Raw genomic sequence first — 24304 nt, 5'->3', positions numbered from 1 at the left:
GACCCCGCGGGTGTCAGCTTTTGTCCCCCGCACATACCGCTTTACTATCGCGGTATGGCGAGACAGCGTCGCACCCGCAAGATAACCGTGACGATGCCCGAGGAGATCGCCGCCACTCTCGACGATTGGCGCAGCTCCGGACGCATCGCCTCGATCTCCGCGTTCGTCGCCGAATCCGTGAAGGCCCGCGTCGACCGTGCCGACTCCCTGGCCCGGCTCGAGAACGCGCTCGGCGGCCGCCCGCCCCTGGACCTGATCAATCGCGCCCGCGCGGTGCAGGGCCTGCCACCCTTATCCGATGAGGAGGAGGCCCCCGGCGACCACGCCGGCGCGGCATGAGCCCCGCCGCCCCCACGCTGGGCGGCGTCGTCTTCGACACCGCCGCGCTGACCGCCTGGGCCCACCGCGTGGCCTACGTGCAATCGGTGGTCTGGGCGACCGCGGATGCCGGGCACACCATCATCGTCCCCGCCACCGCGCTCGCCGCGGCCCGCGCCCTGATCCCGCCCGGGCGCTGGGACATCCTCTCGGTGCTGCTGGATCTGCCCAACACCGTCATCCAGCCGCTCGACCGCCCGGCCAGTGAACAACTCGGCGACACCCTCGCCGATCGGCCGGACGCCGACGCCCTCATCCCCGCCGGGCACGCCACTCTCGAAGCGGTGAGCCGGGATTGGCCGTGCCTGACCGACCGCCCCGACACGCTCCGCAAACTGGACCCGCGCGTCCAGACCGACAAGCTGCCCTGATCGAGCCGAATCGCGGTGTGGTGACCGCGCTTTCGCTCAGGCCGGCGCCAGCGCGAGGGTGACGTTGTGGCCGCCGAAACCGAACGAATTGCTCAACGCGTACCGCAGCTCCTGATAGCGCGGCTTGTCGGCGACCACGTCGAGGTCGATATCCGGATCGGGCGTCTCGAAATTCAGGGTGGGCGGCACGATCTGCTCGGCCAGCGTGCGCAGCGTGAGAATGGCCTCCAGCGCGCCCACCGCGCCGACGGAATGGCCCAGCGCCGACTTCGGCGCGTAGACCGATGCCCGCGGCGCGACCGCCGTGATGGCCTTCGCCTCCGAAGCGTCGCCGATCCGGGTGCCGGTGGCGTGCGCGTTGACGTGATCGATGTCCGCGCCGGTCAGCCCCGCGGCCGCGAGGGCCTTGCGCATGGCGCGGGCCGCGCCGTCACCGTCGGGCGAGGTGCCGGTGATGTGATAGCCGTCCGAGGTGATGCCCGCGCCCAGGACCCGGCCGAGGATGCGCGCACCCCGCGCCCGCGCATGCTCCTCCGATTCCAGCACCAGCAGTGCGCCCGCCTCCCCGAAGACGAAGCCGTCCCGGTCGCGGTCGAAAGGCCGTGAGGCGCGCGCGGGTTCGTCATTGCGGGTGCTCAGGGCGCGCATCATGGCGAAGCTGGCGATCGGGACCGCGTCGATATGCCCTTCCACGCCGCCCGCGACCGCCACGTCCGCCTCGCCCGTGGCGATCGACCGCCAGGCGTGCGCGATGGCCTCCGCCCCCGAGGCACAGGCCGACACCGGTGCGTACACACCGCCTTTCGCCCCGATCTCCAGGCCGACGGTGGCCGCCGGGCCGTTCGGCATGACCATGGGCACCGTCATGGGCGGCACCTTCCGATAGCCCGCGCTCCGCATCAGATCCACCGCGCCGATCAGCGCCTCCCCGCCGCCGAGCCCGGTTCCGATCGCAACGACCAGCCGCTCGGCCTCCACCTCCGGCGTCCCGGCCTCCTGCCAGACCTGCCGGCCCAGCACCAGCGCCAGCTGCTGCACGAACGACATGCGGCGCTGCTCGATCCGGGTCAGCCGCTCCCCCGGCTGCGTCACCAGCCGCCCGCCGATCCGCACCGGCAGATCGTATTCGGCGACGAAATCATCTGTGAGCGCACCGATTCCGCTGTCCCCCGCCAGCAGCCGCGACCAGGTCGTTTCGACATCGGATCCCAGGCAGGTGGTGGCGGCCATCGCGGTCACCACGACACCCCGGTGAGTTTCTGTACCAATCGCTACACTCATGTCGACATGAATACCTGTACCACCCGCTACAGTCAACCCGTGCCCCGCCCACTCGACCACGCCCGCCGCGCCCAGCTCCTCGAGGGCGTCATCGCCTACATCGCCGACCACGGCCTCGCCGAACTCTCCCTGCGCCCGCTGGCCGACTATCTGGGCACCAGCTCCCGCATGCTCATCCACTACTTCGGCACCAAGGAGGCAATGCTGGTCGCCGCCTTGGAATCCCACCGCCCCGACATCGGCGCCATGTTCACCGGCATCGACGACCCCGCCACCCTCGCCGCCCGCCTGTCGCACTCCTTCGACCGCAACACCTCCGGCGACAGCGCCGTCAGCCTGCGCGCCCTGCTCCAGGTCCTCGGCGCCGCAACCGTTCCCGGCAGCCCCTTCCGCCCCTACGCCACCGACGCCATCCAGGCCCTCGTCGTCCCGATGACCGAATCCCTGCGCCGCATCGACCCGGATCTCCCCGACCCCGAAGCGTCTGCCACCCTGCTCGTCTCCGGCGTCCGCGGCCTGATCATGGACTGGTGGATCACCGGCGACACCGCCCGCGTCGAACGCGCCGTCACTCTGCTGGTGAACCAGGCTGTCACAGTGCGGTAGTCGAGCCGCCCGCCCGGTGGACTTCCACCGCCAGCCGGATCAGCTCCCGCACGTACGAGCCGTCGTCGCCGGCGTGCCGCAGCGCCTCTTCCAAGCTGAATGTCCGCACTTCCAGAATGTTCTCGGCGTCATCAGGATTGGTGGGTTCGCCCACCAGCCTCACATCAGCGGTGCACCACAGCCACGCCTTGTGCGGATGCGGCTGCCACGGCCGGTAGGGCTCCGGGTGGTCGGTCGTCCCGTAATGCGCACCGAATTGCCGAATGGGACCGGCAAGTTCGGCGCCCGCTTCCTCGACCAGCTCCCGAATGACGCAGGACTCGATGGATTCCCCCGCTTCGCGAGTTCCGCCGGGCAGAATCCAGACATCGCGGTCGTCGCGGCACAGCACGATGCGATCGCCGACGAAACACACGAGATGGATATTGGTGACCAGCTCATCGGGTGGCAGCTCGGTCGAGAACTGGACATCGAGCCCACCCCACTCCCAGCGGGCGGGGGCATGCAGCAGCGGATAACGCTCGGCGAGAGTCATGATTCGACGGTACGGGGGCCGGGGCGTAAGCGGGTGGGGCCGTAGGTGATTGCGCGAAGCAGGTATTCGATCGGGCCGTAGCGGTGCTGCCGGGTCCACCGGGAGGCGAGGGCCAATTGCGCGGCGTAGAGAACGACCGCTATCGACAGGACCGTCCAGTCCGACAAGCGGCCCGCCAGGCCGAAACCGTAGCCGGTGAAGATCAGCGACGTGATCAGCGATTGGCCGATGTAGACGGTGGCGGCGATCCGGCCGGCGGGTGCGAAGACATCGGTCACTCGGGGACGGCTATGGATGATCCGCAAGAGCGTCGCCCCGTAGGCCGCGGCCACCAGCGGACCCGCGATCACAGAGAAACCCGCCAGTGGCGGCCAGTGCGTTATTGCATCGAGTGCCGAAATCGGCAGTCCGATACCGAAACCGATCCACTGCACACCGGGCAGCCACGGCAGATACCGCGCCGGCGATTCGAGCAGCCGCGCCTTGCCCGCGGCGAGGCCCACGAGGAACAGCGGCAGGACGTTGAACAGACCGAACAGCAGGAAGGTCGGCAGCCGATCCGTGAACAGCTCCCACCGCCACGCGGCGGCGGTCCCCCAGCCTGCCCGCGCGATGTCGAGCAGTCGTTCACGTTCCGTGGCGGAGACGCCGGCGTCCCGTCCCGCGACCGCCATCATCGCGATGATCAGCGTGCCGATCCCGTACAGGGCGGCCGCGACCTGGAGCGCGCCCCGCGGCCGCAGCCGGCCGAGCGCGAGCAACACCAGCCCGATCGCCCCATAGCCGAACAACACATCACCGGTGAAGAAGAACACCGCGTGCACGGCCCCGATGGCCATCAGCGCGAGGCACCGTCGCACGGTGCGCCCGCGCCCACTCGCCCCCACCCGTTCGGCCGATCGGAACTGCATCGTCAGCGAATAGCCGAACAGAAACGAGAACAACACATAGAACTTGTTGTGGAACAACGCCTCCGACACCGTCATCGCGGCGCCGGGGACGAATCCGCTCGGGTCCGACATGATCTCGATATTGACCAGCAGGATTCCGCCGAGGGCGAATCCGCGCAGGGCGTCGAGTTCCCGCAGCCTCGGTACCGCCGGTATGGCCCGCTCGTCCGTCATGCCCTGACCGTACGATCGCCGCGCGGTCGCGGGGATCCCCCGCCGGGGTGAGACCGCGCTCCCGCCACGGAGTGAGACCGACCCCACCTTCTGGAACTGGTTTCAGTATTGTTCCCCCATGGCCTTCGTCATCGACAAAAGCGTGGAGATCGACGCACCCGCCGCCCTGGTGTGGCAGGTGCTCACCGACGTGGACGCGTACGGGGAATGGAACCCCTTCGTCCTGGAGTGCAAGACCACCCTGGAACCCGGATCGCCCATCGATATGCGGGTCCAGCTGGTCGGCCCGCCCAAGCAGCAGCGTGAATTCATCCGGTCCTGCACTCCGGAACGCGAATTCAGCTACAACATGAAGCCCGCGCCGCTGGGTGTGCTCAGCAGCGAACGTTCGCACCTGATCACCGATCTCGGCGACGGACGCACCCGCTACGACTCGCACTTCCAGCTCAACGGCCCGCTGTCGGTGGTGGTCGGCGGACTGCTCGGCGGCGCCCTGCGCAAGGGCTTCACCGGCATGACCGACGGGGTCAAGGCCCGCGCCGAGGCCCTGAAAGCCGTGCGCGACTAGCGTTCACGCCTCGAACGGCGTCACATTGCCCGTGGCGTCGCGGCCACCGCTTTCGTCCTCGATGGCGGTGGCCAGGTCCTGCACGCTGGTCCAGCTGCGCGGCTCCTCGTCCTCCAGATTTCCGATGGTGTACCAGGTGGCGGTACCGCGATAGCGCACGAGCCCGTGGCCCGAGTAGTCCAGCGTCACATCGAGATCCCCGGAGACCGTTCCCTCTTCCCGGGTCATGACGGCTGCCTCGGTCTGGATTTCGACGATGGCGACTATGTGAACTCTCCCTTGCTGATGCAGTCCTTCACCGCTGTCTGCAATGCGGACTGTTCCTTGGTGTCGACGTTCAATCCGTACTTTAGTTTCACCTGGATGTAGTGCCCGATATAGGCGCACCGGAAGTTTCCGGGCGGCAGGTAACTGGACGGATCCTGGTCACCCTTGGAACGGTTGGCGGTGGGATCGGAAATCACCAGGTTCAGCGCGTCATTGGCGATATGGCGGCGGGTATCGTCGTCGAGTTTCGCGGCGCCCGACCGCCACGCCTCGGCCAGCGCCACGATGTGGTCGATGTCCAGGCCCGACGAATCGGTGGTCCACTTGTAGGGCTTGAGGGCGTTGGTCTTCTTGTCCATGACCCCGTACTGGTCGCGCCAGCCCGCATCGGCGCCGAGGCCGCCGAATTTGCAGCTGCTCGGATCCAGTTTCACCGGTCCGGTCGCGTCGCGCAGCAGCACCACCTCGCGGGTGGTGCAGCGGCTGTATTGCGCGAAGGCGTCACCGAAACCATGCTCGGGCTTGTCGGTGTCCCAGTGCGGGAAGCGGTCACGCGAGTAGCCGGTCATCGGCAATTCGTCGGCCACCTTCAGTTTGCCCAGCAGCGCGTTGATCTCCTTGGCCGATCCGGCCGGTTGCGCGCCGCGATCGGGAATCGGCGGGCCACTCGAATCCGGTTTGTCTGTGCCGCCGCGTTTTTCGAGGATGGTGACCGCAACGGCCAGCGCGACCACGATCAATAGCGATACGACCGCTTTCAGCAGGCGGCGCTGGGCCGGGGACAGGCGGTCCGACAGGCGTAATGGATTTGTGCGCAACATATCCCGCAAACCTTCGCAATCGGCGACCCCAATCGGCAAGTCGCACGCGAGGTTCGGAGACCTGTGTCACACCCACCGTAACTCCATGGTGGGTCCGGCGAAGATCGAAAACAATGGCGGCGCAGCCCTTCCCACGCCCCCACCTGCGGATATACGACGGCGCGCCGGGTAGTAGCTACCCGGCGCGCCGAATTGTCCTGAGAATCAGGCGGTGTGGATCAGGCGTTGTTCAGCTTGTTGAGGCGCTCGCACGCCTCCAGGTACTCGGCGATGAGGCGCTGGACCACGTCCGCGGAACGCTCCATCTTGTTCATCATGCCGACGACCTGGCCGACCGGGTTGAAGTTCACGTCCTTGGCCTGCTCGGGGTAGCGGTGGCCGCGCTTGACGCCGTCGAGGGCGACCATCATCTGCAGCGGCATGCCGAGCGGGTTCGGGGTGTCCTCGGCCTCCCAGGCCTCGGTCCAGTCGTTCTTGAGCATGCGGCACGGCTTGCCGGTCCACGAGCGCGAACGCACGGTGTCGGAGCTGGAGGCGTCGATGTAGGTCTGCATCTGCGCCGGCGGCACATTGGCCTCCTCGACGGTCAGCCACAGCGAACCGGTCCACGCGCCCGCCGCGCCCATGGCGAGGGCCGCGGCGACCTGACGGCCATTGCCGATACCACCGGCCGCCAGCGCCGGCATGTCGCCGATCGCGTCGACGACCTGCGGCCACAGCACCACCGAGGCGATCTCGCCGCAGTGGCCGCCGCCCTCGGTGCCCTGCATGACCACGAAGTCCAGTCCGGCGTTCTTGTGGTTGAGCGCGTGCTTGACCGAACCGCACAGCGCGCCGATCAGGCGGCCGGAGTCCTGGATCTGCTTGATCACGTCATCGGGCGGGGTGCCCAGCGCGTTGGCGACCAGCTTGGCCTTGGGGTGGTTGAGGATGACCTCGATCTGCGGGGCGACCGTGGTGGCGGTCCAGCCCAGCAGCTGGTTGTGCTTCTCCTCCGGCGGCAGGTGCGGCACGCCGTGGTCGTTGAGGATCTTCTCGGCGAAGTCGCGGTGGCCCTGCGGAACCAGCTTGGCCAGCTGGGCTTCCAGCTCCTCGGGGCTCAGGCCCTCGACGCCCTTGCCCTCGTACTTGGAGGGGATGACCAGGTCGACGCCGTAGACGCCCTGCACGTGCTCGTCGAGCCACTGCAGCTCGACCTCGAGCTGCTCCGCGGTGAAGCCGACCGCGCCGAGCACGCCCAGACCACCCGCATTGCTGACCGCGGCGGCCACGTCCCGGCAGTGGGTGAACGCGAAGATGGGCACATCGATGCCGAGGCGATCGCAGATCTCGGTACGCATGGTGTGGTGGGCTCCTCTGAACTTTCCGGCACTGGAAATGTTGTGCCCACCACACTAGAACATGTTCTACATTCGGACCAGTCTCTCGATGACTACCCGTAGGTCCATGTCAACAACATGTTCTAGTTGCCGGGAACGGTCAGCCGTGCGAGAGCAGGCCGTCGGCGTGCAGATCGTCGAATAGCAGCTGGTCCACGGGCGGTACGTGCGGTCGATCGGCGTAGCTGAACCACGCGATCTCCTCGATCTCGCTGCTGACCGCGATGGTGCCCGAATAGTCCGCGGTGTAGCAGGCCATGCGCACCACCGCCTCGGGGATCAGCGCCTCGTAGGTGCCGACGTGCGCGACCGTCTCGGGCGCGATCTCGACCGTCAACTCCTCGCGGATCTCGCGCACGAGGGTCTGCAGATCCGTCTCCGCCCCTTCACGTTTGCCGCCCGGGATATAGAAGACGTCCTTGCCGCTCGGCCGCGCGCACAGGATCCTCCCGCCCTCGATCCGCACCCACGCCACCGTGTCGATCAGCCGCTGCTCCCGCTCCGTCCGCATTGGCGCAGCCTAGCGGGCGTCAGTCCACGGCCCCGGGGATGCGTTGCGCCCATGTCGGCAGCCAGATCTCACCGGCCGGCCGGATCGTTCGCCGCACGTCGAGATGGTCACGGAGGGCGGTGAGCGCGGGGTGCGGATTGTCGGTGCGCCAGATCATCGACAGCGGATAGACCAGCGCCGGATCACTCACGGGGATGCGGCGCAGGTCGTAGCTGTCCGGCCACAGATACCGGGTGCCCACGCCGACCAGCGTCGCCAGGCTCGCGGAGTCGGCGATCTCCTCGAGCAGCGCCTCTTTCGAGAAGACCGGACCCAGCCGGTCGATGGTGAACCCGAACGTGGCGGTGAGCTCGGCGAAGTAGTCGGCCACCTCGCCGTGCGTGGGCAGGCCGGGCATCCAGATGCGATGCCCGGCCAGCTGCGCGGGCGTCACCGCATGGGCGTTGGCGAACGGGTGGCGAGGGCCGATGAGCAGTTCGTGCGGCTCGTCGAGCACCCGGGCGGTGGCGACCCCGGCGGGCAGCTGCCGGCGCACCGGGACGGCATGGAAGGTGGCGTCGATCGTGCCGGCCTCGACCGCCGCGATCGCGGCTTGGGCGTCGCCCTCGAGGGTGACGATATCGAGCGCGATGTCGGGATGGGCGCGGTGGAAGTCCTGCATCAGCGTCGCCATGACCACGCGCCGGTTGACCACATCCACGCGCAGCGCGCGCCGGCCCGGACGCACGGAGGCGTCGGCGCGGTCGGCGACCCGCAGCAGTTCCCGCGCGTGCGGCAGGAACGCCCGTCCGTCGATGGTGAGCTCGGCGCCGCGCGCGGTGCGGGCGAACAGCCGCACGCCCAGGTACTTCTCCAGCGCCGCAATGCGTTTGGAGACCGCCTGCTGAGTGATCGACAACTCGAAAGCGGCCTCCTGGAACCGGCCCGCCTCGGCGACCACGACGAAGGTGCGCACGCCGGTGAGATCCACCGGCTCACCGTACTCCCACAACGGTTGGTTGTGGCTCGCCGATCGATCGGTTGTTTGATCCGGCCTTCCCCACCTTGCTTGGATCACCTCTGTCAACAGCGGGTTGTTCGGGAGGTACACAACGTGATGGCCAGACGAGACCTGGGCCGCGAATTCGGATGGCTGTGGGCCTCTTACGCGGTCAGCGCCTACGGCTCCGGGCTCGGATTCGGCGCACTGCCGCTGATCGCCGTCACGGTGTTGCACGCCAGCGCCATTCAGGTGTCCGCGCTGGCGGCGGTCGGGCCCGCGGTGGGCGCGCTGATCGCGTTGCCCCTCGGCCCGTGGGTCGAGTTCCAGCGCAAACGACCGGTGATGATCGCCATGGATCTGCTGCGTTTCGCGGTGATGGCGACGATCCCGATCGCCTACGCCCTCGGCCACCTCGGCTTCATTCAGCTGATGATCGTCTCGGCCGTGATCGCGGCGGCCAAGATCGCCTTCGGCGCCGCGAGCGGCGCGTATCTGAAGGCTCTCGTCCGCCCGGACGACCTGCTGGTCGCGAATTCGCGATTCGAGTCGACCAACTGGAGTTCCATTGCGGTCGGTCCACCGCTGGGCGGCGCGGCGATCGGCATATTCGGACCGGTCGTCACCGTGATCGCCGATGCGCTGAGCTACCTGCTGTCGGCCTTCGCGGTCACTGCGATCCGCAGCAACGAACAACGCCCGCAGCGCAACAGCGCGAGCCCGCTGCGAATCGCCGACCTGCTCGAAGGCTGGCGGCACCTGCTGAATCATCCGGGCCTGCGGGCCCTCTACCTCAACCAGTTGCTCGTCAGCGGCCTGATCATGGCCACCGAACCGCTGCTGGCCGTCCTGCTGCTCCGCGAACTCGGTTTCAGCCCTTGGCAATACGGCCTCGCCTTCGCCGCCCCCTGCCTCGGCGGCCTGGTCGGCTCACGCCTGGCGGGCCGAGTCGTGAAGCGCTACGGCCAAATCCGCGTCTTGCGCACCGTCGGCGCGCTGCGCGCCATCTGGCTGATCGGCCTCGTCTTCGTGCAGCCCGGTGTCCCGGGCCTGCTGACCGTGATCGCCGTCGAGCTCGCGATCATCATCAGCATGAGCCTGTACAACCCGGTACTGGCCACCTATCGACTCGAACACACGCCGAAAGACCGCATCGCCCGCACTCTCTCGGCCTGGTCGATCAGCAGCGGCGCCGCCATCGCGATCCTCAGCGCCCTGGGCGGACTGCTCGCGAGCGTGACCAGCCCCCGCACCGCCCTCGCGGTCGCGGGCCTGCTGATCCTGGCCAGCCCGCTCCTGCTCCCCCGCCGCCCCGAACCCGCGACTCCGGCCGCGGCTACGTCCCATGCCCTGTCGCAGAAAGGCGCAATCTCATGACGGTCACCGCTCTGGATTCTTCGACCGCCCTGGTCGTCATCGATGTGCAGAATGCCCTCGTGGCCGCGCCCACGGTCCCCCACTCCGGCCCCGAGGTGGTAGCTCGTACAGTCGAATTGGCTCGGGCCTTTCGCGAACACCATGCCCCGGTCGTCCTGGTGCGGGTCACGGCGCGCGGGGACGGTTCGGATGCGCCGCCGGGGCGCAACGAAATTCCGCGGCACCCGGGTTCCTTGCCCGCGGGCTGGGACGACATCGTCGACGAGCTGAGCGGCCATCCCGACGACGTCACGGTGACCAAGCGGGCATGGAGCGCTTTCCACGGCACCGACCTCGACCTGCAACTACGCCGCCGCGGCGTCACCCACATCGTGCTCGCCGGGTTGACCACCAGCGTCGGCGTGGAGTCGACCGCCCGTGCCGCCTACGAGCACGGCTACCACGTGACGCTCGCGACGGACGCCATGTCCGACCTGGACATGGACGCCCATCGCAACAGCGTCGAACGGATCTTCCCGCGGCTCGGCGAGTCGGGCACGACCGCCGAGATCGTCGCGCTGCTCGCCGAATCCGCGCGGGCCCGGGTCTAGCCGGTTGTGGTCGCGGGCTTGGGCATGCGCACGACCAGGCCCAGCGCGCCCGCCGCCACGGACGCGGCCGCGATCACGTACCAGCCGTGCCGGAACGCGTCCAGGGTCGCCGGTCCGCCCAGCGGCGAACCCAGCACGGCCACCAGCACCGCCACGCCCACGGCCATTCCGAGCTGCCGGGCCATGGTCAGTACCGCCGATCCGGTCGCGAACTGCTGGGGTGGCAGGCCCGAGGTGCCGGCGGCGGTGCCGGTCGGCAGGGTCAGGCCGACGCCGAGTCCGGTCAGCAGCATGCCGGCGAGCAAGCCGCTCGCATAGTTCGCGTGCAGGGCGACGGCCTGCGCCCACCAGACGGTTCCGGCCGCGAACGCCAACCCGCCGAGGGCGAGGACTCGGCCCACACCCACCCGGGCGATGAACGGTCCCGCCGCGATCGCCACCACCGGCACGACCATGGGGCCGGGTGCGATGCCGAGACCGGTCTTCAAGGCCGACCAGCCCCAGACGTTCTGCATCCACAGCACCGCCGAGAGCAGCATGCCCGCGAAAGCGAAGTTGAACAGCAGCGAATTGGCAAGCACGACAGCGAAATTCGGGACCCGCAGCAGGCCCGGATCGACGACGGGACTGTGGTGGCGACGAGACGAGATCACGAAGACCGCCGCGAAGACCAGGGTCGCCGCGATCGCGCCGAGCACACCGGCCGATCCCCAGCCCCAGTCCTGACCCTTCACCACCGCGAGAATCAGCGAGCCCACCGACGCGATCAGCGAGAGCGCGCCGACACCGTCGGGCAGTGGCCCGCCGGTGCCCGCGGGCCGCGGCAGCAGCCGGAGGCCGACCACCAGGGCGATGATCCCCAGCGGCACGTTCACCAGAAACACCCAGCGCCAATGCAGTTCGACGAGCAAGCCGCCCAGCACCGGGCCCAGCGCCGCGCCCAGACCGCCGAAGGCGACCCACAGCCGCACCGCGGTCGCCCGCCGTTCGGCCGGCGTCGCCGCCAGTAGCAGCCCGAGCGAGGACGGGGTGAGCAGTGCCGCGCCGGCGGCCTGCACGACCCGGAACGCGACCAGGGCCCCGGTGTTCGGGGCCACCGCGCACAACGCCGACCCGAGCACGAAGACGCCGAGGCCGGTCAGGAAGGTCGTCTTGTGGCCGTTGCGGTCACCGAGTCGCCCGGCCGGCACCAGCAGCGCGGCGTAGACGATCGCGTACGCGTTGAGCACCCACGACAGGCCCGAGATGCGCGCGCCGGAGAAATCCTCGGCGATCCGCGGCAGCGCCACATTGACGATGAACAGGTCCAGGCTGGACAGCAGGACCGCGACCGCGACGATGCCGAGCACCACCCGCGAATCGACCGCCCGCCGTTCTTCCTGTGTGACAACGGCATTCATCGCTCTCCCCCATGTGTCGAGGCGCAGCGCCCAGTGAGTTGCATCATGAGACTGACCATAGGCGAGTGAGTCTTTTCAAGCAACCGACTATGCTGGGGTCATGCGGCGAACCAGCTTCGAGGACATGAACTGCTCCATCGCCCAATGCCTGGAGGTGGTCGGCGAGTGGTGGACGCCGCTGATCATTCGCGACGCCCTGTTCGGAATCACCCGCTTCGACGACTTCCGCTCCCGCCTGGGCATCGCCCGCAATGTCTTGACCCAGCGCCTGGAACACCTCGTCGAACAGGGCGTGCTCGCGAAAACCCCGTACCAGGACAACCCGGTCCGCTACGACTACCGGCTCACCGACAAGGGCCGCGCACTCTGGACGGTCGTGATGGCCATGCGGCAGTGGGGCGACGAATGGGCCGCACCCGACGGCCCGCCGATCCAGACCGTGCACAAGGGCTGTGGCCACGTGATCACCGTCCGGCCCGTGTGCTCGGAATGCGGCGACCACCTCACGGTCAAGGACCTGCGACCGCAATTGGGCCCCGGCGCGCACGACCCGGCCCTGCTACCGGAGATGGACCGGTCACCTTCCCGAGGGTAAGAATTGTGATGATGTCGCACACCACTGAGAAAACCGAACCCGCGCAGCCGAGTCCGGACACCGTCCTCGCCGTCGGCGGGTGGAGTCGGCACGCCCGCGTCCTGGCCCTGGCGAGCAATGGCGCGGTCGCCTTCGCGCTGGTCGACACCAATGGCGACGGCGTCGAGGTGAATCTCGAGGAGTTGTACCTCGGGGAGGACGACGCCTGGCACGCCGGAATGAGCCTGGGCGCAGGCGAGTTCATCGCCCTGCGGGGTCGCGACTCCGCCTACGTCCTCGGCTTCGGCGAGAACCCGGACGGGGTCGGGTGGGCCTACGGGCGCGCCGACCGTGCGGGCGCGGCCCAGGTGACCATGGACGGCCGCACGATTCCCATCACCATTGCCGAGAGCCTGTGGTGGGTCTGGGTGCAACCGGTCGACGAACAACGCTGATGCAGTCAGGCGGCCCGAACCGTGGTCACCTGCTGACCGGTGGCCTTCGTGAGGGTCGATAGCCGGGCGGTGATCTCGGTGGTCGGCACCGGTGTGCCATCGAACATGGACACCACCAGGGCTTCCTCCTCGACCTCCCAGGTTCCCGCGATCTTGCCGCCGATCAGAACCAGCGGTGAGATCCAGCCCGCGGTACGGCTGACCTTGGCCCGATGGTCGCCGGGCAGCAGGGCGGTGTCGCCGGTGCCGGGCCCGAGGACGTACTGGTCGAACTGGCCGAGCAGATGGACGGCAGAGGTCGGTTTCGTCGCGGCCAGCTGATCGAGATGCTCGGTGAGGAAGTAGCCGGACCGGCCCTCCACCTCGATCTCGGTCAGCTCGCCGCCCAGGGCCGAAAACCAGCGGCGCACAGTCGGTTTGCTCAGGAACCCACGGGTCAGCCAGGTGTTGAAGATCTCCGGCGTCGCCGGTCCGTACGCGCCGAGATACGCGCGAATGACGGCCGGCGCGGCGTCATCCGGGTCGGGTATCCCGGACCAGCCCGGCACGACGTGCGCGGGATTGGTGAAGGTGACCGAAGTACCGCGCGCCGGGCCGTAACAGAGCGCGCCCTGCCAGGCCAGCGGCTTGAGCATGGAACCCCACCCCGAGCGCAGATGCTGTTCCAACGGCTGGAAGCGCGGTTCGGCGATCAACGCGGTCACCAGCTCGTCCCGGGTCAGCACTTGCCCGTCGAGAATCCCGCCGACCGCCTTCACCAGCGCGGCCACATCCTCGGGTGTCGCCCCGGATGCCTTGGTCCACGCGGGCTTCTCCCAGGTCCGGGCCGAGCCCATGAGCGAGAGCGCCGCCGCGCCCAGCTCAGGCGGCAGCGCGTGCAGCGTGCCGCGCATCGCCCAGGTCTTCAGTAGCGTGCCCTCCCCCAGCGCCCGCACCACGGCCCCCGGCTCACCGGCCGAACGTCGCAGCGCCACCGCCGTTTCGGCCGCCGAGGTCACCTGCGCCTGAATCCCGCAGAGCCGTTCGGCCACGGCGACGGCATCGCCTTTGGTGCGCGGATCAACGAATTGCCGCCGCACCCGCCACGCGAAGACCTGATCCCACGAGACCCGCATCATCCCTCCCCGCACCGCGGCGCGCGCCCGTCGCGCAACCGGCCACAGCTTACGGCCGGTCACCGACATCATCCGCGATCTCGCCTCTGCCCCGTGCCGCGTCCCGCACCGATTCCGGTGCGGGACGGCGACTTTCAGAGGCGTTCGATGATGGTGGCGTTGGCCAGGCCGCCGGCCTCGCACATGGTCATGAGCCCGTAGCGGCCGCCGGTCTGCTCGAGGTGGTTGAGCATGGTGGCCAGGATGCGGCCGCCCGACGCGCCGAGCGGGTGGCCCAGGGCGATGGCGCCACCGCGCAGGTTCAGCTTGGCCGGGTCCGCGCCGAGTTCACGCGCCCACACCAGCGGGACCGGCGCGAAGGCCTCGTTCACCTCGTAGACGTCGATGTCGTCGATCGACAGTCCGGCCCGGGCCAGCACCTTGCGGGTGGCGGGGATGACGGCGGTGAGCATGAGCAGCGGGTCGTCACCGGTGACGGCGAAGGAGTGGAAGCGGGCGCGCGGCTTCAGACCGAGCCGGTCGGCCTTCTCCTCGCTCATGATGAGCGCCGCGGAGGCGCCGTCGGTGAGCGGCGAGGAGTTGCCGGGGGTGATCGACCATTCGATCTCGGGGAAGCGGGCCTTGAATTCGGCGTCGGTGAACGCGGGCTTCAGTCCGGCCAGGCCCTCGGCCGAGGTACTGGGCCGGATGGTCTCGTCGGCGGTGATCGTCCCCGCGGCCACGAGTTCGTTGTCGAAGCCCCCGGCAGCGGCGGTGGCCGCGGCCGATCGGTGTGAGCGCGCGGCGAATTCGTCGAGGGCGGCCCGGTCCAGCTTCCAGCGTGCGGCCAGTACCTCGGCCGCGATGCCCTGCTGCACGAGCCCGTCCGGGTACCGGTGTGCGATCGGTCCGCGGTTGGCGTCCTGCCCCTGGGCGTTGGAGAACATGGGCACCCGCGACATGGATTCCACGCCGCACGCGATGGCGATGTCGTAGGCCCCGGCCATGACGCCCTGTGCCGCGAAATGGGCTGCCTGCTGTGAGGATCCGCACTGTCGGTCCACCGTCGTGGCGGGCACCGCATCGGGGAACCCCGCCGCCAGCACCGCGGTGCGCGAGATATTGAACGCCTGCTCGCCGCTCTGGGTGACGCAACCGCCGATCACATCGTCGACGAGCGCGGGATCGATTCCGGTGCGCTCGATCAGGTTCCCCAGCACGCCCGCGAGCAGCGTCGCCGGATGGACTTCCGACAGGCCGCCACCGGCTTTCCCTTTTCCGGAGGGGGTGCGAATGGCGTCGACGATGACGGCGGAAGTCATGACTTCTCCCTGTTCCCAATGGACGATCCGGGTGTGAATTCCGGTTAACATAGGCACTGTACCGCACGGCGTGGTGCACCGTAAGTGGCCGGTTTTTCCGCCTCCCGACCTCCTCGATTCGCATTGCTAGCCTGTTGCTGTGACTGCGACCAGCAATCGACCAAGCACCCCTTTCTGGAGCCTCGAGATGCGGCTGTCCGCGGTGCTGTCGGTGCTGGCGGGATACATCGGCGCGGCCGCCTACACCCACTCCGAGGGCTACTTCGTCACGTTCATGACCGGTAATACCGAACGCGCCATCCTCGGCAACTTCGCCGGCGATCACACCCTCGCGCTCGGCGCGGCGACGATCATTGCCAGCTTCCTCGCCGGCGTCTTCCTCGCCTCGGTGTGCCGTCGCTACTGGTGGACCAACCATCCGCACGGTGCAACCATGCTCACCACCGCCGCCCTGATGGCCGCGGCCATCGTGGACAACGTGCTCGATGACCGAGGCATCGGCTTGGTGCCTATCCTTTTCGTCGCCTTCGGCATGGGCTCGCTCAACACCTCGTTCGTCAAGAACGGCGAGGTCTCGATCCCCGTCAGTTATGTCACCGGCACGCTGGTGAAGTTCGCGCAGGGCGTGGAGCGGCACGCCTTCGGCGGCGGCAGCGCCCGCGACTGGCTGGGCTATGCGACACAATACGTTTCGTTCGGTACGGGCGCGCTCATCGGTGGCCTGGTGTCGCTGGTGGTGGACGGCGCCTACATGCTCAATGCGGCCGTCGCGGGCTCGGCGCTGGTGGCCACGTACACCTGGCGGGCCGACGTTCGCTGGGTGCGCCGCACGGTCCGCCGGGCCGCCGACGGGGACTGAGCCAGGTCACAGCCACGCAACACATGGCAAATTAACCGCAAACGACGCGAACTGGTCATATCCTGCAAAACATGACAACCAGCAAAGAGGGAGTTTTCGAAGGGCCGGTTCAAGCACTGGCCCGCAGCGCGTGGCAGTCGATCCTGGTCACCGGCATTCTCTCGGTGGTGCTGGGCATCCTGATCCTGGTGTGGCCCGGACCGACCCTGGTGGTCGCCGGTGTTCTGTTCGGTATCTACCTACTCGTATCCGGCGTCTTCCAGCTCATCGCGGCGTTCGGTCTGCACGTCAGCACCTGGATGCGGGTGCTGTCGTTCATCACCGCCATCCTGTCGTTCATCCTGGGCTTCTTCTGCTTCCGCAACGAGTTCCAGGCGATCGGCCTGCTGGCGTTGTGGATCGGCATCACCTGGATCTTCCGCGGCACCGCGGTGCTGGTCGCCGCGGTGTCCGACTCCGCGCTTCCGGGCCGGGGCTGGCAGATCCTGTTCGGCATCCTGCTGATCGTCGGTGGTGGTCTGCTGATCGTGGAGCCGTTCCGCTCGATCACCACCCTGGTGGTCGTGGTCGGCTGCTGGCTGATCGTGATCGGCATCTTCGAGGTCATCTCGGCCTTCCAGGTCAAGAGCACCGCCAAGCGCGTCGCCGCGAACCTATAAACCCTGCAACCACAAGAATGGCGGTCGCCCCGATCCGGGGCGGCCGCCATTGTCGTTGCCGGACCGGTCGTTTCAGCGCAGCCGCTTGGGCCGCTTGTCCATCAGTCGCAGGATCAACGGCGTGAAGATGAGCTGCATCGCCAGATCCATCTTGCCGCCCGGCACCACGATGCTGTTGGGCCGCGACATGAACGAATCGTGCAGCATGGACAGCAGATACGGGAAGTCGATCACCTTCGGGTCGGCGAAGCGGATCACCACGAAACTCTCGTCCGCGGTCGGAATGGTGCGGGCGGTGAAGGGATTCGAGGTGTCCACCGTGGGCACCCGCTGGAAGTTCACATAGGTCCGCGAGAACTGCGGGCAGATGTGCTTCACGTAGTCGGGCATGCGCCGCAGGATGGTGTCGATGATGGCCTCGCTGGAGTAGCCGCGTTCGGTCTTGTCGCGGTGCACCTTCTGAATCCACTCCAGATTGATGATCGGCACCACGCCCACCAGCAGGTCGGCGTACCGGCCGACATCGATGTCCTCGCCGACCGCGGCCCCGTGCAGGCCCTCGTAGAACAGCAGGTCGCTGCCCGGCGGCAGCTCCGTCCACGGCGTGAACGTGCCCGGCGGCTGCCCGAAGGGTTTGGCCTCCTCGTCGTCGTGCAGGTAGCGCCGCACCGCCCCCACCCCGGTCTCCCCATAATCGCGGAACAGGGTCTCGAGTTCGGCGAGCAGGTTCGCCTCGGGCCCGAAGTGCGAGAAGGTCAGGTTGCGCTGCTGTTCGGCCTCGGCCATGGCCAGTTTCATCTCGTTGCGGTCGAAGCGATGGAACGAATCCCCCTCCACGATGGCCGCGTTGATTCCCTCGCGGCGGAATATCTCCTGGAAGGTTCGCGTGACGCTGGTCGTCCCCGCACCGGACGACCCGGTGATCGCGACCACGGGATGTTTGACCGACATGGCACCTCCTCGATTGCCGGACAGCGGGTTTCAGGCGTCCGGCCGTTCAATGACGGGCCACGCGGAACAGCGAGCGGGAGCCGAAGAGCGAGGCGTCGAAACTCGGCCCCTCCTCCGGCTCGCGGTGATAGCGCTCGATCCGCTCGACCTCGTTGCGGGATCCGAAGATGAACGGCACCCGCTGATGCAGCTCCTCGGGCCGCACCTCCAATACCCGCTCGTGCCCGGTGGAGGCGGCGCCGCCGGCCTGCTCGACCACGAAGGCGATCGGATTGGCCCCGTACAGCAGCGAAACACGGCCCGGCCGTTCAGGATTGCGGGTGTCGCGCGGGTACATGTAGAGCCCGCCGCGGGTGAGGATGTGGAAGGTGTCGGCGACCAGCGAGGCGACCCAGCGCATGTTGAAGTCGCGCCCGCGCGGCCCGTCCAGCCCTTCGAGGCATTCGTGGACGTAGCGGCGCACCGGCCGTTCCCAGAACCGCTCGTTGGCGGCATTGATCGCGAATCCGGAGGTGTCGTCGGGGATCCGCATGCGCGGATGGGTGAGCACGAACGCGCCCACCTCGCGGTCGAGGGTGAATCCGTCCACGCCGCTGCCGGTGGTCAGCACCAGCATGGTCGCGGGCCCGTAGAGCGTGAACCCGGCGCACACCTGCTGCACGCCCGGCTGCAGGAAGTCCGCGCGCGTGGGCTCGCGCCCGTCCTCGGGGGCCCGCAGCACACTGAAGATCGTTCCCACCGGCAGGTTCACATCGATATTGCTCGAGCCGTCCAGCGGATCGAAGACCAGCAGATACTTGCCGCGCCGGTACTCGCTGGGCACCGGGTGCGGGTCACGCATCTGCTCCGACATCAGCGCCGACAGCGGCCCGGTCCACTGACTCTCGGCCACCATGATGTCGTTGGCGATGGCATCCATCCGCCGGTGCACCGTCACCGGCAGATTTCCGGCATCGGTGGCACCCAGCGAGCCGACAATGGCTCCCCGGGTGACCTGGTTCGCAATGATTTTGGTGGCGGTGGCGAGCACGTTGAGCAGCGCCGAGAACTCTCCGGACGCGCCGGGCTGCCGATGCTCGGACTCGATGGTGTAGCGGGTGAGGGTCTTCAATCCTTCGGGCACAATCGCTCTCATTTCGTCATGGAGAAGCCCCCTCGTCGGCGGGGGCGTCCGTGAACACACTGCTGCCGAGGACATCGGCGTCCGTCAGGGTGATCAGATCCGTGCGGCCGACCGGCCGGTGCAGCTCGACCAAGCGTTTGGCCTGGCGTAGCCGGCAGCGGTCGAGGGCATTGCGCACGCTGCGGGCATTGGCGAAGCGGGGGCGGGTCATGCGCAGCCGGAGATAGCGGGAGAACGCCTGTGCCGCTTCGGGATCGAAGCGGAAGTTCTCCTGGCGCACCATGAGTTCGGCGATGGCCAGGAGTTCGTCGTGGGTGTAGTCGGGGAATTCGATGTGGTGGGCGACCCGGGAGGACAGGCCGGGGTTGGCGGAGAAGAAGGTGTCCATGCGGTCGGGGTAGCCGGCGAAGATGACGACCAGGCTGGTGCGCTCGTTCTCCATCTCCTGCAGCAGGATCTCGATGACCTCCTGCCCGTAGTCGCGCTCGTTCTCCGGGCGGAACAGGTAGTAGGCCTCGTCGATGAACAGCACTCCCCCGGCGGCCTTGGCCAGCGCCTCCTTGGTCTTGGGCGCGGTGTGGCCGATGAACTGGCCGACCAGATCGTCGCGGGTGACGGTGTGCACCTTGGGTTTCCGGATGTACCCGAGCGCGTACAGCATCTCGGCCATGCGCAGCGCGACGGTGGTCTTGCCGGTGCCGGGGCCGCCGGTGAAGCTCATGTGCATGGTCGGGCGGGTGGCTTGGAGCCCGAAACGCTGCCGGGCGCGATCGATGAGCAGCAGCGCGGCGATCTCGCGCACCCGGCGTTTGACGTTGGCCAGGCCCACCAGTTCGGCGTCGAGGCGGGTCAGGGTGTCCTCGACGTCCTTGCCGGCGACGTCGGTCGACAGGTCCAGCAGGGCGTCGTCGGCCAGCGGTTCGGACCCGCGCAGGTGGTCGGCCGCCGCATCCTCCGGTCGGGTGGACACCTCGGCGGCCGTACCGCGCAGCGGCGCGGGGCTCGTGGCCCCGGGCCGGTGCATCTGGAACCCGCCCGCCGGGCGGTCGGCTGCAGGCCGCCGGCCGCCCGATGCCGCGGGGTGTTCCGCGCTCACAGTATCCTCCTGCCCTGAAACGCGTTCAGCGGCTGTACCTTTCGTCGGGACGGTCGTCGGTGGCGTAGGCGTGGAAGCCGTAGTGCTGGCGGCGATCGTCGGATTCGGTGCGGTCCAGCCGGAAGCCGGGCTCGTGCTCGGGCCGCTGCACCAGGAAGCTCACGGCCGTGGTCTGGCGGCCGTAGGAGGCGTCGTAGGCGTTCACGCGAATGTAGTGGCGCGGGAACGTGGCCCGGCAGGCGTTGATCTCGGCGAGCACACCGTCGGGCTCGTCCAGATCGAACAGGGGCAGGCCCCACATCTCCCAGTAGTTGTTGCGCGGGTGCGGGTCGTCGGTGTACTCGATGGACACCGGCCAGTTGTTGAGCAGGGCGTAGCGGACCTGTGCGGCGATCTCGGTGTCGTCGAGGTCCGGCAGGTGCGAGAAGGTGCCTTGGCGCAAACGCATGGGGATTCCTCGGCTTTCAGCGCGTGGCCGTCGGAACGGCGTCGGGGGCGTCGGTGGAGGTGTAGTCGAAGGTGACATCACCCCAGGTCTGCAGGGCGACCTCGAGCGGCCGGCAGATCTCGGCGGCGCGACGCAGCGCGTCCGGGCCCTCCTTCAGCAGATCGCGACCCTCGTTGCGCGCCTTCACCACCGCTTCCAGCGCCACCCGGTTGGCTTCGGCGCCCGCGGCGATGCCCATCGGGTGGCCGATGGTGCCGCCGCCGAACTGCAGGATCACGTCATCGCCGAACAGGTCCAGCAGTTGATGCATCTGCCCGGCGTGGATGCCGCCGGAGGCCACCGGCATGACGCCCGGCAGGCTCGCCCAATCCTGGTCGAAGAAGATGCCGTTCGCCGGATTCATGGGCACGTGGCCGTCGCGCAAGGTGTCGTAGAAGCCGCGCACCGTGTGCGGGTCGCCCTCCAGCTTTCCGACGACGGTCCCGGCGTGTACGTGGTCCACGCCGATCAGCCGGCACCACTTGGCCAGCACCCGGAAGCTCACGCCGTGCGTCTTCTGCCGGGTGTAGGTGGAATGCCCGGCCCGGTGCAGGTGCAGCAACATGCCATTGCGCCGCGCCCACTTGGCCATGGACTGCATGGCGGTGTAGCCGACCGTCAGGTCCATCATGATGATGCAGCTGCCCAGCGACTTGGCGAACTCGGCCCGCTCGTACATGTCCTCCATGTCCGCCGCGGTGACGTTGAGGTAATGGCCCTTCAATTCACCGGTTTCGGCAATCGCCCGGTTCACGCCTTCCATGGCGAACAGAAATCGGTCGCGCCAGCGCATGAACGGCTGCGAGTTGATGTTCTCGTCGTCCTTGGTGAAATCGAGGCCGCCCTTGCACGCCTCGTACACCACGCGCCCGTAATTGCGCGCCGACAGCCCGAGCTTCGGTTTCACCGTCGCGCCGAGCAGCGGGCGACCGTATTTGTTGAGATACTCGCGCTCCATAACGATTCCGTGCGCAGGACCTTGAAAGGTCTTGACATATGCGACGGGAATCCGCATGTCCTCCAAGCGCAATGCCTGCAACGGCTTGAAGCCGAAGACATTGCCGATCACCGAGGAGGTGAGATTGGTGATCGAGCCCTCCTCGAACAGGTCGAGATCGTAGGCGACGTAGGCGAAGTACTCCCCTGGCCGGCCGGGCACTTCGTCCACGCGATAGCACTTGCCCTGGTAGCGGTTGTGCGCGGTGAGGCGGTCGGTCCAGACGACCGTCCAGGTGGCGGTGGAGGATTCGCCGGCCACCGCCGCCGAGGCTTCCACCGGGTCGACGCCCCGCTGTGGAGTCACCCGGAAAACCGCCAGCACATCGGTGTCCTTGGGCTGATAGTCGGGGGCGTAGTATCCCATCGACGCGTACGACTGTACGCCCGGATCCCACCGACTGCGCTGATCATCGCCAGATCCCGCCATCTTTCCTCCTGCGAACCGGGTTGGGCTACTTGCGATTCCCAGGATGACGGCGTCGTTAACGACAAACAATTCGATTGTTTCTGGTCTCGCTCAACCCTTTCGTAGAGTTTGCTACCGTCTGTGGATGGGTACGGTGAGCGCGGTGCGCATGGAAACCTTTCTCGCCGTTGCCAAACACTCCAGCATTCGCCGCGCCGCCGCCCAATTGCACATCACCGAAGCCGCCGCGTCGGCGGCCGTAGCACACATCGAGAAACAACTCGGCGCGAAACTGGTGACCAAAGCCGGACGCGGCATCGCCCTCACCGAAGCCGGCCGCGTCTACGCCGACTACTGCCGCAGCATCCTGGGCCTGATGAAGGAAGCGCACGCCGCGGTCCGCGAAGCCGAAACCGGCCGCCTGCGCATCGGCGTCGTCGCCACCGCGGGCGAATACGTGCTGCTCCGCCTGCTCGCTTCCTTCCGCACCCGCTACCCCGACATCGAACTGAGCCTGTCCATCCAGCCCCGCGACGTCCTGTTCCTCGAATTGACCCACCACGAAACGGATCTCGTCGTCGCGGGCCGCCCGCCCCGCGAAACCGGCCTCGTCACCCGCGCCCGCCGCCCCTGCCAACTCGTCGTCGTCGGCGCCCCCGACCGCTGGCCCGACCCCTGTGCGGCCACCTGGCTGCTGCGTGGCAAAGGCTCAGGCACCCGAGACACCACCCTCGCCCTCTTCGACCGTCTCCAAATTCGGCCGCCCACACTGACTCTCGGCACGCACGGCGCCGCCCTCGCCGCCGCCCGCGAGGGCCTGGGCATCACCCTCATCCACTCCGACGCCGTCGCCGCCGACCTGTCGGCGGGCCACCTGGAGCTCCTCCCCGTCGAGGGCACCCCGCTGACGCGGCCTTGGCATGCGGTGACCACGCGCACGCCCACCCCGGCGGCGCGCCTGTTCCTGTCCCACATCACCGACCCGGATCGGGTCGGCGACAAAGCATTTCGCGGTGTCTAGGCCTGTCGCTGCAGGAACTGTTCGGCGGCGTCACGGCCCGCCCGGTAGAGGGCGGCCTGGGCTGTCCGGGTGATGGCGAAGTCGAGCGATTCGGTACCGCTGGTGTCGATGAAGATGGTGCGCCGATTGATGCCCTCGTCGGCGTACGCGTACTGGTTGGCGTCGTCGTTGATGACGGTGTGCAGGCACGCCAACGCCAGCTGCGCAGCGGTTTTCACCGGCCGGTCGAATTCGTGGGTGGACGGTTCGGTCGACAGCTTGATGCCCCAGGTGGGCCACCGCTCGGGCTTGTTGTCGGTGCGGTCGAACACCGTGATCGGGAAGTTCGACAGCAGACCGCCGTCCACCCAGGTGGCCTCGCCGTGCTGGGTCGTGACGGTGACCGGGCGGAAGAAGAACGGCACCGACATCGACGCCCGCACGGCGGTCACGACGAGTTCGATGTCCGGGTCCTTGCCGTATTGGGCGTAGTCCCAGGGCAGGCGCACCAGGGCCCGGCGGGTGAGATCGGTGGTGTTGACGACCAGCCGGTACCGCTGGTGCGCGGCGAGACCGGTGCCGGGGTCGTCGGTGACGCGCAGGTCGCCGAAGGTCCGGACCCCGACGTCGGACAGCAGCGGGGTCAGCCACCGCACCAGATAGTCGCCGGAGTGCGCGCCGTCCTGGAACACCACGGCCAAGCCGTCCCCGAGCCGCCCGAGCGCCCGCTGCGCGATCGAACCGTCCTCGAATCGCCGATAGTCCAGGCTCTGCATGATCGGATGCAGGTCCCCGAGATCGCGTCCGGCCTGTTGGTAGGCGGCGGTCAGTGCCCCGACGACGGCTCCGGCGCTGGTCCCCGCGATCCGCTCGAACCGATAGCCCGCCTCGGCCAGGCTCAGCACCGCACCGACCAGTGCGATTCCTTTCACGCCGCCACCCTCGAGTACGAGATCGACGGATTTGGTTCCGGTTCCCGACATTCCGACGTCCTTCCCAGCGACTTGTGGCGATCCGCGTCGTGTCGTGGATCTTCCGCCCACCGAGGTATTCGATGCGCCGTCGCGCAGGGTTCGGCTCGACCGCGGTCGG

At 68.1% G+C, this 24304-nt stretch carries 28 protein-coding genes; 11 read left to right on the top strand and 17 right to left on the bottom strand.

The annotated features are described in order from the left end of the window. Positions 1 to 54: 54 nt before the first annotated feature. Both ACYVKL_RS27890 and ACYVKL_RS27885 read left to right on the top strand, forming a co-directional pair. On the top strand, positions 55 to 339 hold the full coding sequence (locus tag ACYVKL_RS27890) for a ribbon-helix-helix domain-containing protein (protein WP_213555329.1): 285 nt from the start codon (positions 55 to 57) through the stop codon (positions 337 to 339). Beyond that, on the top strand, positions 336 to 749 hold the full coding sequence (locus ACYVKL_RS27885; RefSeq protein ID WP_213555328.1) for a hypothetical protein: 414 nt from the start codon (positions 336 to 338) through the stop codon (positions 747 to 749). The genes ACYVKL_RS27890 and ACYVKL_RS27885 overlap by 4 nt, the downstream gene beginning before the upstream one ends. A 36-nt stretch (positions 750 to 785) precedes the next feature. Here ACYVKL_RS27885 and ACYVKL_RS27880 read toward each other — a convergent pair whose 3' ends face one another. Beyond that, positions 786 to 2030, bottom strand: a complete 1245-nt coding sequence (locus ACYVKL_RS27880) for a KasA/KasB family beta-ketoacyl-ACP synthase (protein WP_379166105.1) — start codon at positions 2028 to 2030, stop codon at positions 786 to 788. A 39-nt stretch (positions 2031 to 2069) separates the two neighbouring features. On the opposite strand from ACYVKL_RS27880, the gene ACYVKL_RS27875 reads away from it, so the two are divergent. Continuing rightward, a complete protein-coding gene (locus ACYVKL_RS27875; protein ID WP_379166104.1) occupies positions 2070 to 2636 on the top strand; it encodes a TetR/AcrR family transcriptional regulator in 567 nt (188 codons plus the stop codon). On the opposite strand, the gene ACYVKL_RS27870 is transcribed toward ACYVKL_RS27875, so the two are convergent. Together ACYVKL_RS27870 and ACYVKL_RS27865 are read right to left on the bottom strand one after the other, a co-directional pair. Beyond that, the gene (locus ACYVKL_RS27870) at positions 2623 to 3171 is read right to left on the bottom strand and encodes an NUDIX hydrolase (RefSeq protein WP_379166103.1); all 549 of its coding nucleotides are present in this window, start codon (positions 3169 to 3171) and stop codon (positions 2623 to 2625) included. The genes ACYVKL_RS27875 and ACYVKL_RS27870 overlap by 14 nt on opposite strands. After that, positions 3168 to 4295 carry a DUF418 domain-containing protein gene (locus ACYVKL_RS27865; RefSeq protein ID WP_379166102.1) on the bottom strand — a complete coding sequence of 376 codons (1128 nt, stop codon included), beginning with the start codon at positions 4293 to 4295 and terminating at the stop codon, positions 3168 to 3170. Before ACYVKL_RS27865 ends, ACYVKL_RS27870 begins: the two co-directional genes overlap by 4 nt. A gap of 118 nt (positions 4296 to 4413) precedes the next feature. Between ACYVKL_RS27865 and ACYVKL_RS27860 the strand changes: the two genes are divergently transcribed. After that, positions 4414 to 4863 (top strand): SRPBCC family protein, encoded by a 450-nt coding sequence (locus tag ACYVKL_RS27860; RefSeq protein ID WP_379166101.1) that lies wholly within the window; start codon positions 4414 to 4416, stop codon positions 4861 to 4863. A gap of 3 nt (positions 4864 to 4866) precedes the next feature. Here the strand turns inward: ACYVKL_RS27860 and ACYVKL_RS27855 are convergent, their stop codons facing one another. The 5 genes from ACYVKL_RS27855 to ACYVKL_RS27835 all read right to left on the bottom strand — a co-directional run bounded on the left by ACYVKL_RS27855 (position 4867) and on the right by ACYVKL_RS27835 (position 8811). Continuing rightward, a complete protein-coding gene (locus ACYVKL_RS27855; protein WP_213555323.1) occupies positions 4867 to 5091 on the bottom strand; it encodes a hypothetical protein in 225 nt (74 codons plus the stop codon). Positions 5092 to 5126: 35 nt separating this feature from the next. Continuing rightward, a complete protein-coding gene (locus tag ACYVKL_RS27850; protein ID WP_379166100.1) occupies positions 5127 to 5951 on the bottom strand; it encodes an HNH endonuclease family protein in 825 nt (274 codons plus the stop codon). Between the two features lie 218 nt (positions 5952 to 6169). Then, positions 6170 to 7291, bottom strand: coding sequence for an NAD(P)H-dependent flavin oxidoreductase (locus tag ACYVKL_RS27845; RefSeq protein ID WP_213555321.1), 1122 nt, complete (start codon positions 7289 to 7291; stop codon positions 6170 to 6172). 139 nt (positions 7292 to 7430) lie between these two features. Then, complete coding sequence (locus ACYVKL_RS27840) at positions 7431 to 7841, bottom strand: NUDIX hydrolase (RefSeq protein WP_379166099.1); 411 nt, start codon at positions 7839 to 7841, stop codon at positions 7431 to 7433. A 19-nt stretch (positions 7842 to 7860) separates the two neighbouring features. Next, complete coding sequence (locus ACYVKL_RS27835) at positions 7861 to 8811, bottom strand: LysR family transcriptional regulator (protein ID WP_379166098.1); 951 nt, start codon at positions 8809 to 8811, stop codon at positions 7861 to 7863. A gap of 126 nt (positions 8812 to 8937) precedes the next feature. Between ACYVKL_RS27835 and ACYVKL_RS27830 the strand changes: the two genes are divergently transcribed. Together ACYVKL_RS27830 and ACYVKL_RS27825 are read left to right on the top strand one after the other, a co-directional pair. After that, entirely contained in the window at positions 8938 to 10197 is a 1260-nt protein-coding gene (locus ACYVKL_RS27830) for an MFS transporter (protein WP_379166683.1), read from the top strand. Further along, on the top strand, positions 10194 to 10787 hold the full coding sequence (locus tag ACYVKL_RS27825) for an isochorismatase family protein (RefSeq protein ID WP_379166097.1): 594 nt from the start codon (positions 10194 to 10196) through the stop codon (positions 10785 to 10787). The genes ACYVKL_RS27830 and ACYVKL_RS27825 overlap by 4 nt, the downstream gene beginning before the upstream one ends. On the opposite strand, the gene ACYVKL_RS27820 is transcribed toward ACYVKL_RS27825, so the two are convergent. Then, positions 10784 to 12187, bottom strand: a complete 1404-nt coding sequence (locus tag ACYVKL_RS27820; RefSeq protein ID WP_379166096.1) for an MFS transporter — start codon at positions 12185 to 12187, stop codon at positions 10784 to 10786. The genes ACYVKL_RS27825 and ACYVKL_RS27820 overlap by 4 nt on opposite strands. A 100-nt stretch (positions 12188 to 12287) precedes the next feature. Here ACYVKL_RS27820 and ACYVKL_RS27815 point away from each other — a divergent pair, with 100 nt between their 5' ends. Both ACYVKL_RS27815 and ACYVKL_RS27810 read left to right on the top strand, forming a co-directional pair. Then, positions 12288 to 12782 carry a winged helix-turn-helix transcriptional regulator gene (locus tag ACYVKL_RS27815; RefSeq protein WP_379166094.1) on the top strand — a complete coding sequence of 165 codons (495 nt, stop codon included), beginning with the start codon at positions 12288 to 12290 and terminating at the stop codon, positions 12780 to 12782. Positions 12783 to 12793: 11 nt separating this feature from the next. Continuing rightward, on the top strand, positions 12794 to 13216 hold the full coding sequence (locus tag ACYVKL_RS27810) for a hypothetical protein (protein WP_379166093.1): 423 nt from the start codon (positions 12794 to 12796) through the stop codon (positions 13214 to 13216). 5 nt (positions 13217 to 13221) lie between these two features. On the opposite strand, the gene ACYVKL_RS27805 is transcribed toward ACYVKL_RS27810, so the two are convergent. Then, positions 13222 to 14394, bottom strand: a complete 1173-nt coding sequence (locus tag ACYVKL_RS27805; protein ID WP_379166092.1) for a winged helix DNA-binding domain-containing protein — start codon at positions 14392 to 14394, stop codon at positions 13222 to 13224. 71 nt (positions 14395 to 14465) lie between these two features. After that, positions 14466 to 15632 (bottom strand): thiolase family protein, encoded by a 1167-nt coding sequence (locus tag ACYVKL_RS27800; RefSeq protein ID WP_379166091.1) that lies wholly within the window; start codon positions 15630 to 15632, stop codon positions 14466 to 14468. 187 nt (positions 15633 to 15819) lie between these two features. On the opposite strand from ACYVKL_RS27800, the gene ACYVKL_RS27795 reads away from it, so the two are divergent. Both ACYVKL_RS27795 and ACYVKL_RS27790 read left to right on the top strand, forming a co-directional pair. Then, positions 15820 to 16491 (top strand): YoaK family protein, encoded by a 672-nt coding sequence (locus tag ACYVKL_RS27795; protein ID WP_379166090.1) that lies wholly within the window; start codon positions 15820 to 15822, stop codon positions 16489 to 16491. Positions 16492 to 16562: 71 nt separating this feature from the next. Next, entirely contained in the window at positions 16563 to 17150 is a 588-nt protein-coding gene (locus ACYVKL_RS27790; RefSeq protein ID WP_379166089.1) for an HdeD family acid-resistance protein, read from the top strand. 72 nt (positions 17151 to 17222) lie between these two features. Here the strand turns inward: ACYVKL_RS27790 and ACYVKL_RS27785 are convergent, their stop codons facing one another. Genes ACYVKL_RS27785 through ACYVKL_RS27765 form a run of 5 tightly spaced genes read right to left on the bottom strand, consistent with a single transcriptional unit; the run spans position 17223 to position 22233 of the window. After that, the gene (locus tag ACYVKL_RS27785; RefSeq protein WP_379166088.1) at positions 17223 to 18101 is read right to left on the bottom strand and encodes a phosphoribulokinase; all 879 of its coding nucleotides are present in this window, start codon (positions 18099 to 18101) and stop codon (positions 17223 to 17225) included. A gap of 46 nt (positions 18102 to 18147) precedes the next feature. Then, entirely contained in the window at positions 18148 to 19224 is a 1077-nt protein-coding gene (locus ACYVKL_RS27780) for a class 1 fructose-bisphosphatase (protein WP_379166087.1), read from the bottom strand. 16 nt (positions 19225 to 19240) lie between these two features. Beyond that, on the bottom strand, positions 19241 to 20320 hold the full coding sequence (locus ACYVKL_RS27775; protein WP_379166086.1) for an AAA family ATPase: 1080 nt from the start codon (positions 20318 to 20320) through the stop codon (positions 19241 to 19243). A gap of 25 nt (positions 20321 to 20345) precedes the next feature. Continuing rightward, positions 20346 to 20768: a ribulose bisphosphate carboxylase small subunit gene (locus tag ACYVKL_RS27770; protein WP_213555309.1), complete on the bottom strand. Its 423-nt coding sequence runs from the start codon at positions 20766 to 20768 to the stop codon at positions 20346 to 20348. A 16-nt stretch (positions 20769 to 20784) separates the two neighbouring features. Continuing rightward, positions 20785 to 22233 (bottom strand): form I ribulose bisphosphate carboxylase large subunit, encoded by a 1449-nt coding sequence (locus tag ACYVKL_RS27765; protein ID WP_213555308.1) that lies wholly within the window; start codon positions 22231 to 22233, stop codon positions 20785 to 20787. Positions 22234 to 22357: 124 nt separating this feature from the next. Here ACYVKL_RS27765 and ACYVKL_RS27760 point away from each other — a divergent pair, with 124 nt between their 5' ends. Further along, on the top strand, positions 22358 to 23233 hold the full coding sequence (locus ACYVKL_RS27760) for a LysR family transcriptional regulator (RefSeq protein WP_379166084.1): 876 nt from the start codon (positions 22358 to 22360) through the stop codon (positions 23231 to 23233). Here ACYVKL_RS27760 and ACYVKL_RS27755 read toward each other — a convergent pair. Next, entirely contained in the window at positions 23230 to 24195 is a 966-nt protein-coding gene (locus ACYVKL_RS27755; RefSeq protein WP_379166083.1) for a patatin-like phospholipase family protein, read from the bottom strand. The genes ACYVKL_RS27760 and ACYVKL_RS27755 overlap by 4 nt on opposite strands. Positions 24196 to 24304 lie beyond the last annotated feature (109 nt).

Source organism: Nocardia tengchongensis (genome assembly GCF_054781395.1).
Note: the sequence above shows the minus strand (reverse complement) of the source record. Positions and strands in the feature narration are given on the sequence as shown.

Coding starts and splice junctions, on each gene's coding strand:
- ACYVKL_RS27765 (WP_213555308.1), bottom strand. CDS start 22,233: ATGGCGGGATCTGGCGATGATCAGCGCAGTCGGTGGGATCCGGGCGTA.
- ACYVKL_RS27885 (WP_213555328.1), top strand. CDS start 336: ATGAGCCCCGCCGCCCCCACGCTGGGCGGCGTCGTCTTCGACACCGCC.
- ACYVKL_RS27825 (WP_379166097.1), top strand. CDS start 10,194: ATGACGGTCACCGCTCTGGATTCTTCGACCGCCCTGGTCGTCATCGAT.
- ACYVKL_RS27810 (WP_379166093.1), top strand. CDS start 12,794: ATGTCGCACACCACTGAGAAAACCGAACCCGCGCAGCCGAGTCCGGAC.
- ACYVKL_RS27860 (WP_379166101.1), top strand. CDS start 4,414: ATGGCCTTCGTCATCGACAAAAGCGTGGAGATCGACGCACCCGCCGCC.
- ACYVKL_RS27760 (WP_379166084.1), top strand. CDS start 22,358: ATGGGTACGGTGAGCGCGGTGCGCATGGAAACCTTTCTCGCCGTTGCC.
- ACYVKL_RS27815 (WP_379166094.1), top strand. CDS start 12,288: ATGCGGCGAACCAGCTTCGAGGACATGAACTGCTCCATCGCCCAATGC.
- ACYVKL_RS27830 (WP_379166683.1), top strand. CDS start 8,938: ATGGCCAGACGAGACCTGGGCCGCGAATTCGGATGGCTGTGGGCCTCT.
- ACYVKL_RS27870 (WP_379166103.1), bottom strand. CDS start 3,171: ATGACTCTCGCCGAGCGTTATCCGCTGCTGCATGCCCCCGCCCGCTGG.
- ACYVKL_RS27880 (WP_379166105.1), bottom strand. CDS start 2,030: ATGAGTGTAGCGATTGGTACAGAAACTCACCGGGGTGTCGTGGTGACC.
- ACYVKL_RS27785 (WP_379166088.1), bottom strand. CDS start 18,101: ATGTCGGTCAAACATCCCGTGGTCGCGATCACCGGGTCGTCCGGTGCG.
- ACYVKL_RS27755 (WP_379166083.1), bottom strand. CDS start 24,195: ATGTCGGGAACCGGAACCAAATCCGTCGATCTCGTACTCGAGGGTGGC.
- ACYVKL_RS27840 (WP_379166099.1), bottom strand. CDS start 7,841: ATGCGGACGGAGCGGGAGCAGCGGCTGATCGACACGGTGGCGTGGGTG.
- ACYVKL_RS27850 (WP_379166100.1), bottom strand. CDS start 5,951: ATGTTGCGCACAAATCCATTACGCCTGTCGGACCGCCTGTCCCCGGCC.
- ACYVKL_RS27820 (WP_379166096.1), bottom strand. CDS start 12,187: ATGAATGCCGTTGTCACACAGGAAGAACGGCGGGCGGTCGATTCGCGG.
- ACYVKL_RS27795 (WP_379166090.1), top strand. CDS start 15,820: ATGCGGCTGTCCGCGGTGCTGTCGGTGCTGGCGGGATACATCGGCGCG.
- ACYVKL_RS27890 (WP_213555329.1), top strand. CDS start 55: ATGGCGAGACAGCGTCGCACCCGCAAGATAACCGTGACGATGCCCGAG.
- ACYVKL_RS27865 (WP_379166102.1), bottom strand. CDS start 4,295: ATGACGGACGAGCGGGCCATACCGGCGGTACCGAGGCTGCGGGAACTC.
- ACYVKL_RS27855 (WP_213555323.1), bottom strand. CDS start 5,091: ATGACCCGGGAAGAGGGAACGGTCTCCGGGGATCTCGATGTGACGCTG.
- ACYVKL_RS27800 (WP_379166091.1), bottom strand. CDS start 15,632: ATGACTTCCGCCGTCATCGTCGACGCCATTCGCACCCCCTCCGGAAAA.
- ACYVKL_RS27845 (WP_213555321.1), bottom strand. CDS start 7,291: ATGCGTACCGAGATCTGCGATCGCCTCGGCATCGATGTGCCCATCTTC.
- ACYVKL_RS27790 (WP_379166089.1), top strand. CDS start 16,563: ATGACAACCAGCAAAGAGGGAGTTTTCGAAGGGCCGGTTCAAGCACTG.
- ACYVKL_RS27770 (WP_213555309.1), bottom strand. CDS start 20,768: ATGCGTTTGCGCCAAGGCACCTTCTCGCACCTGCCGGACCTCGACGAC.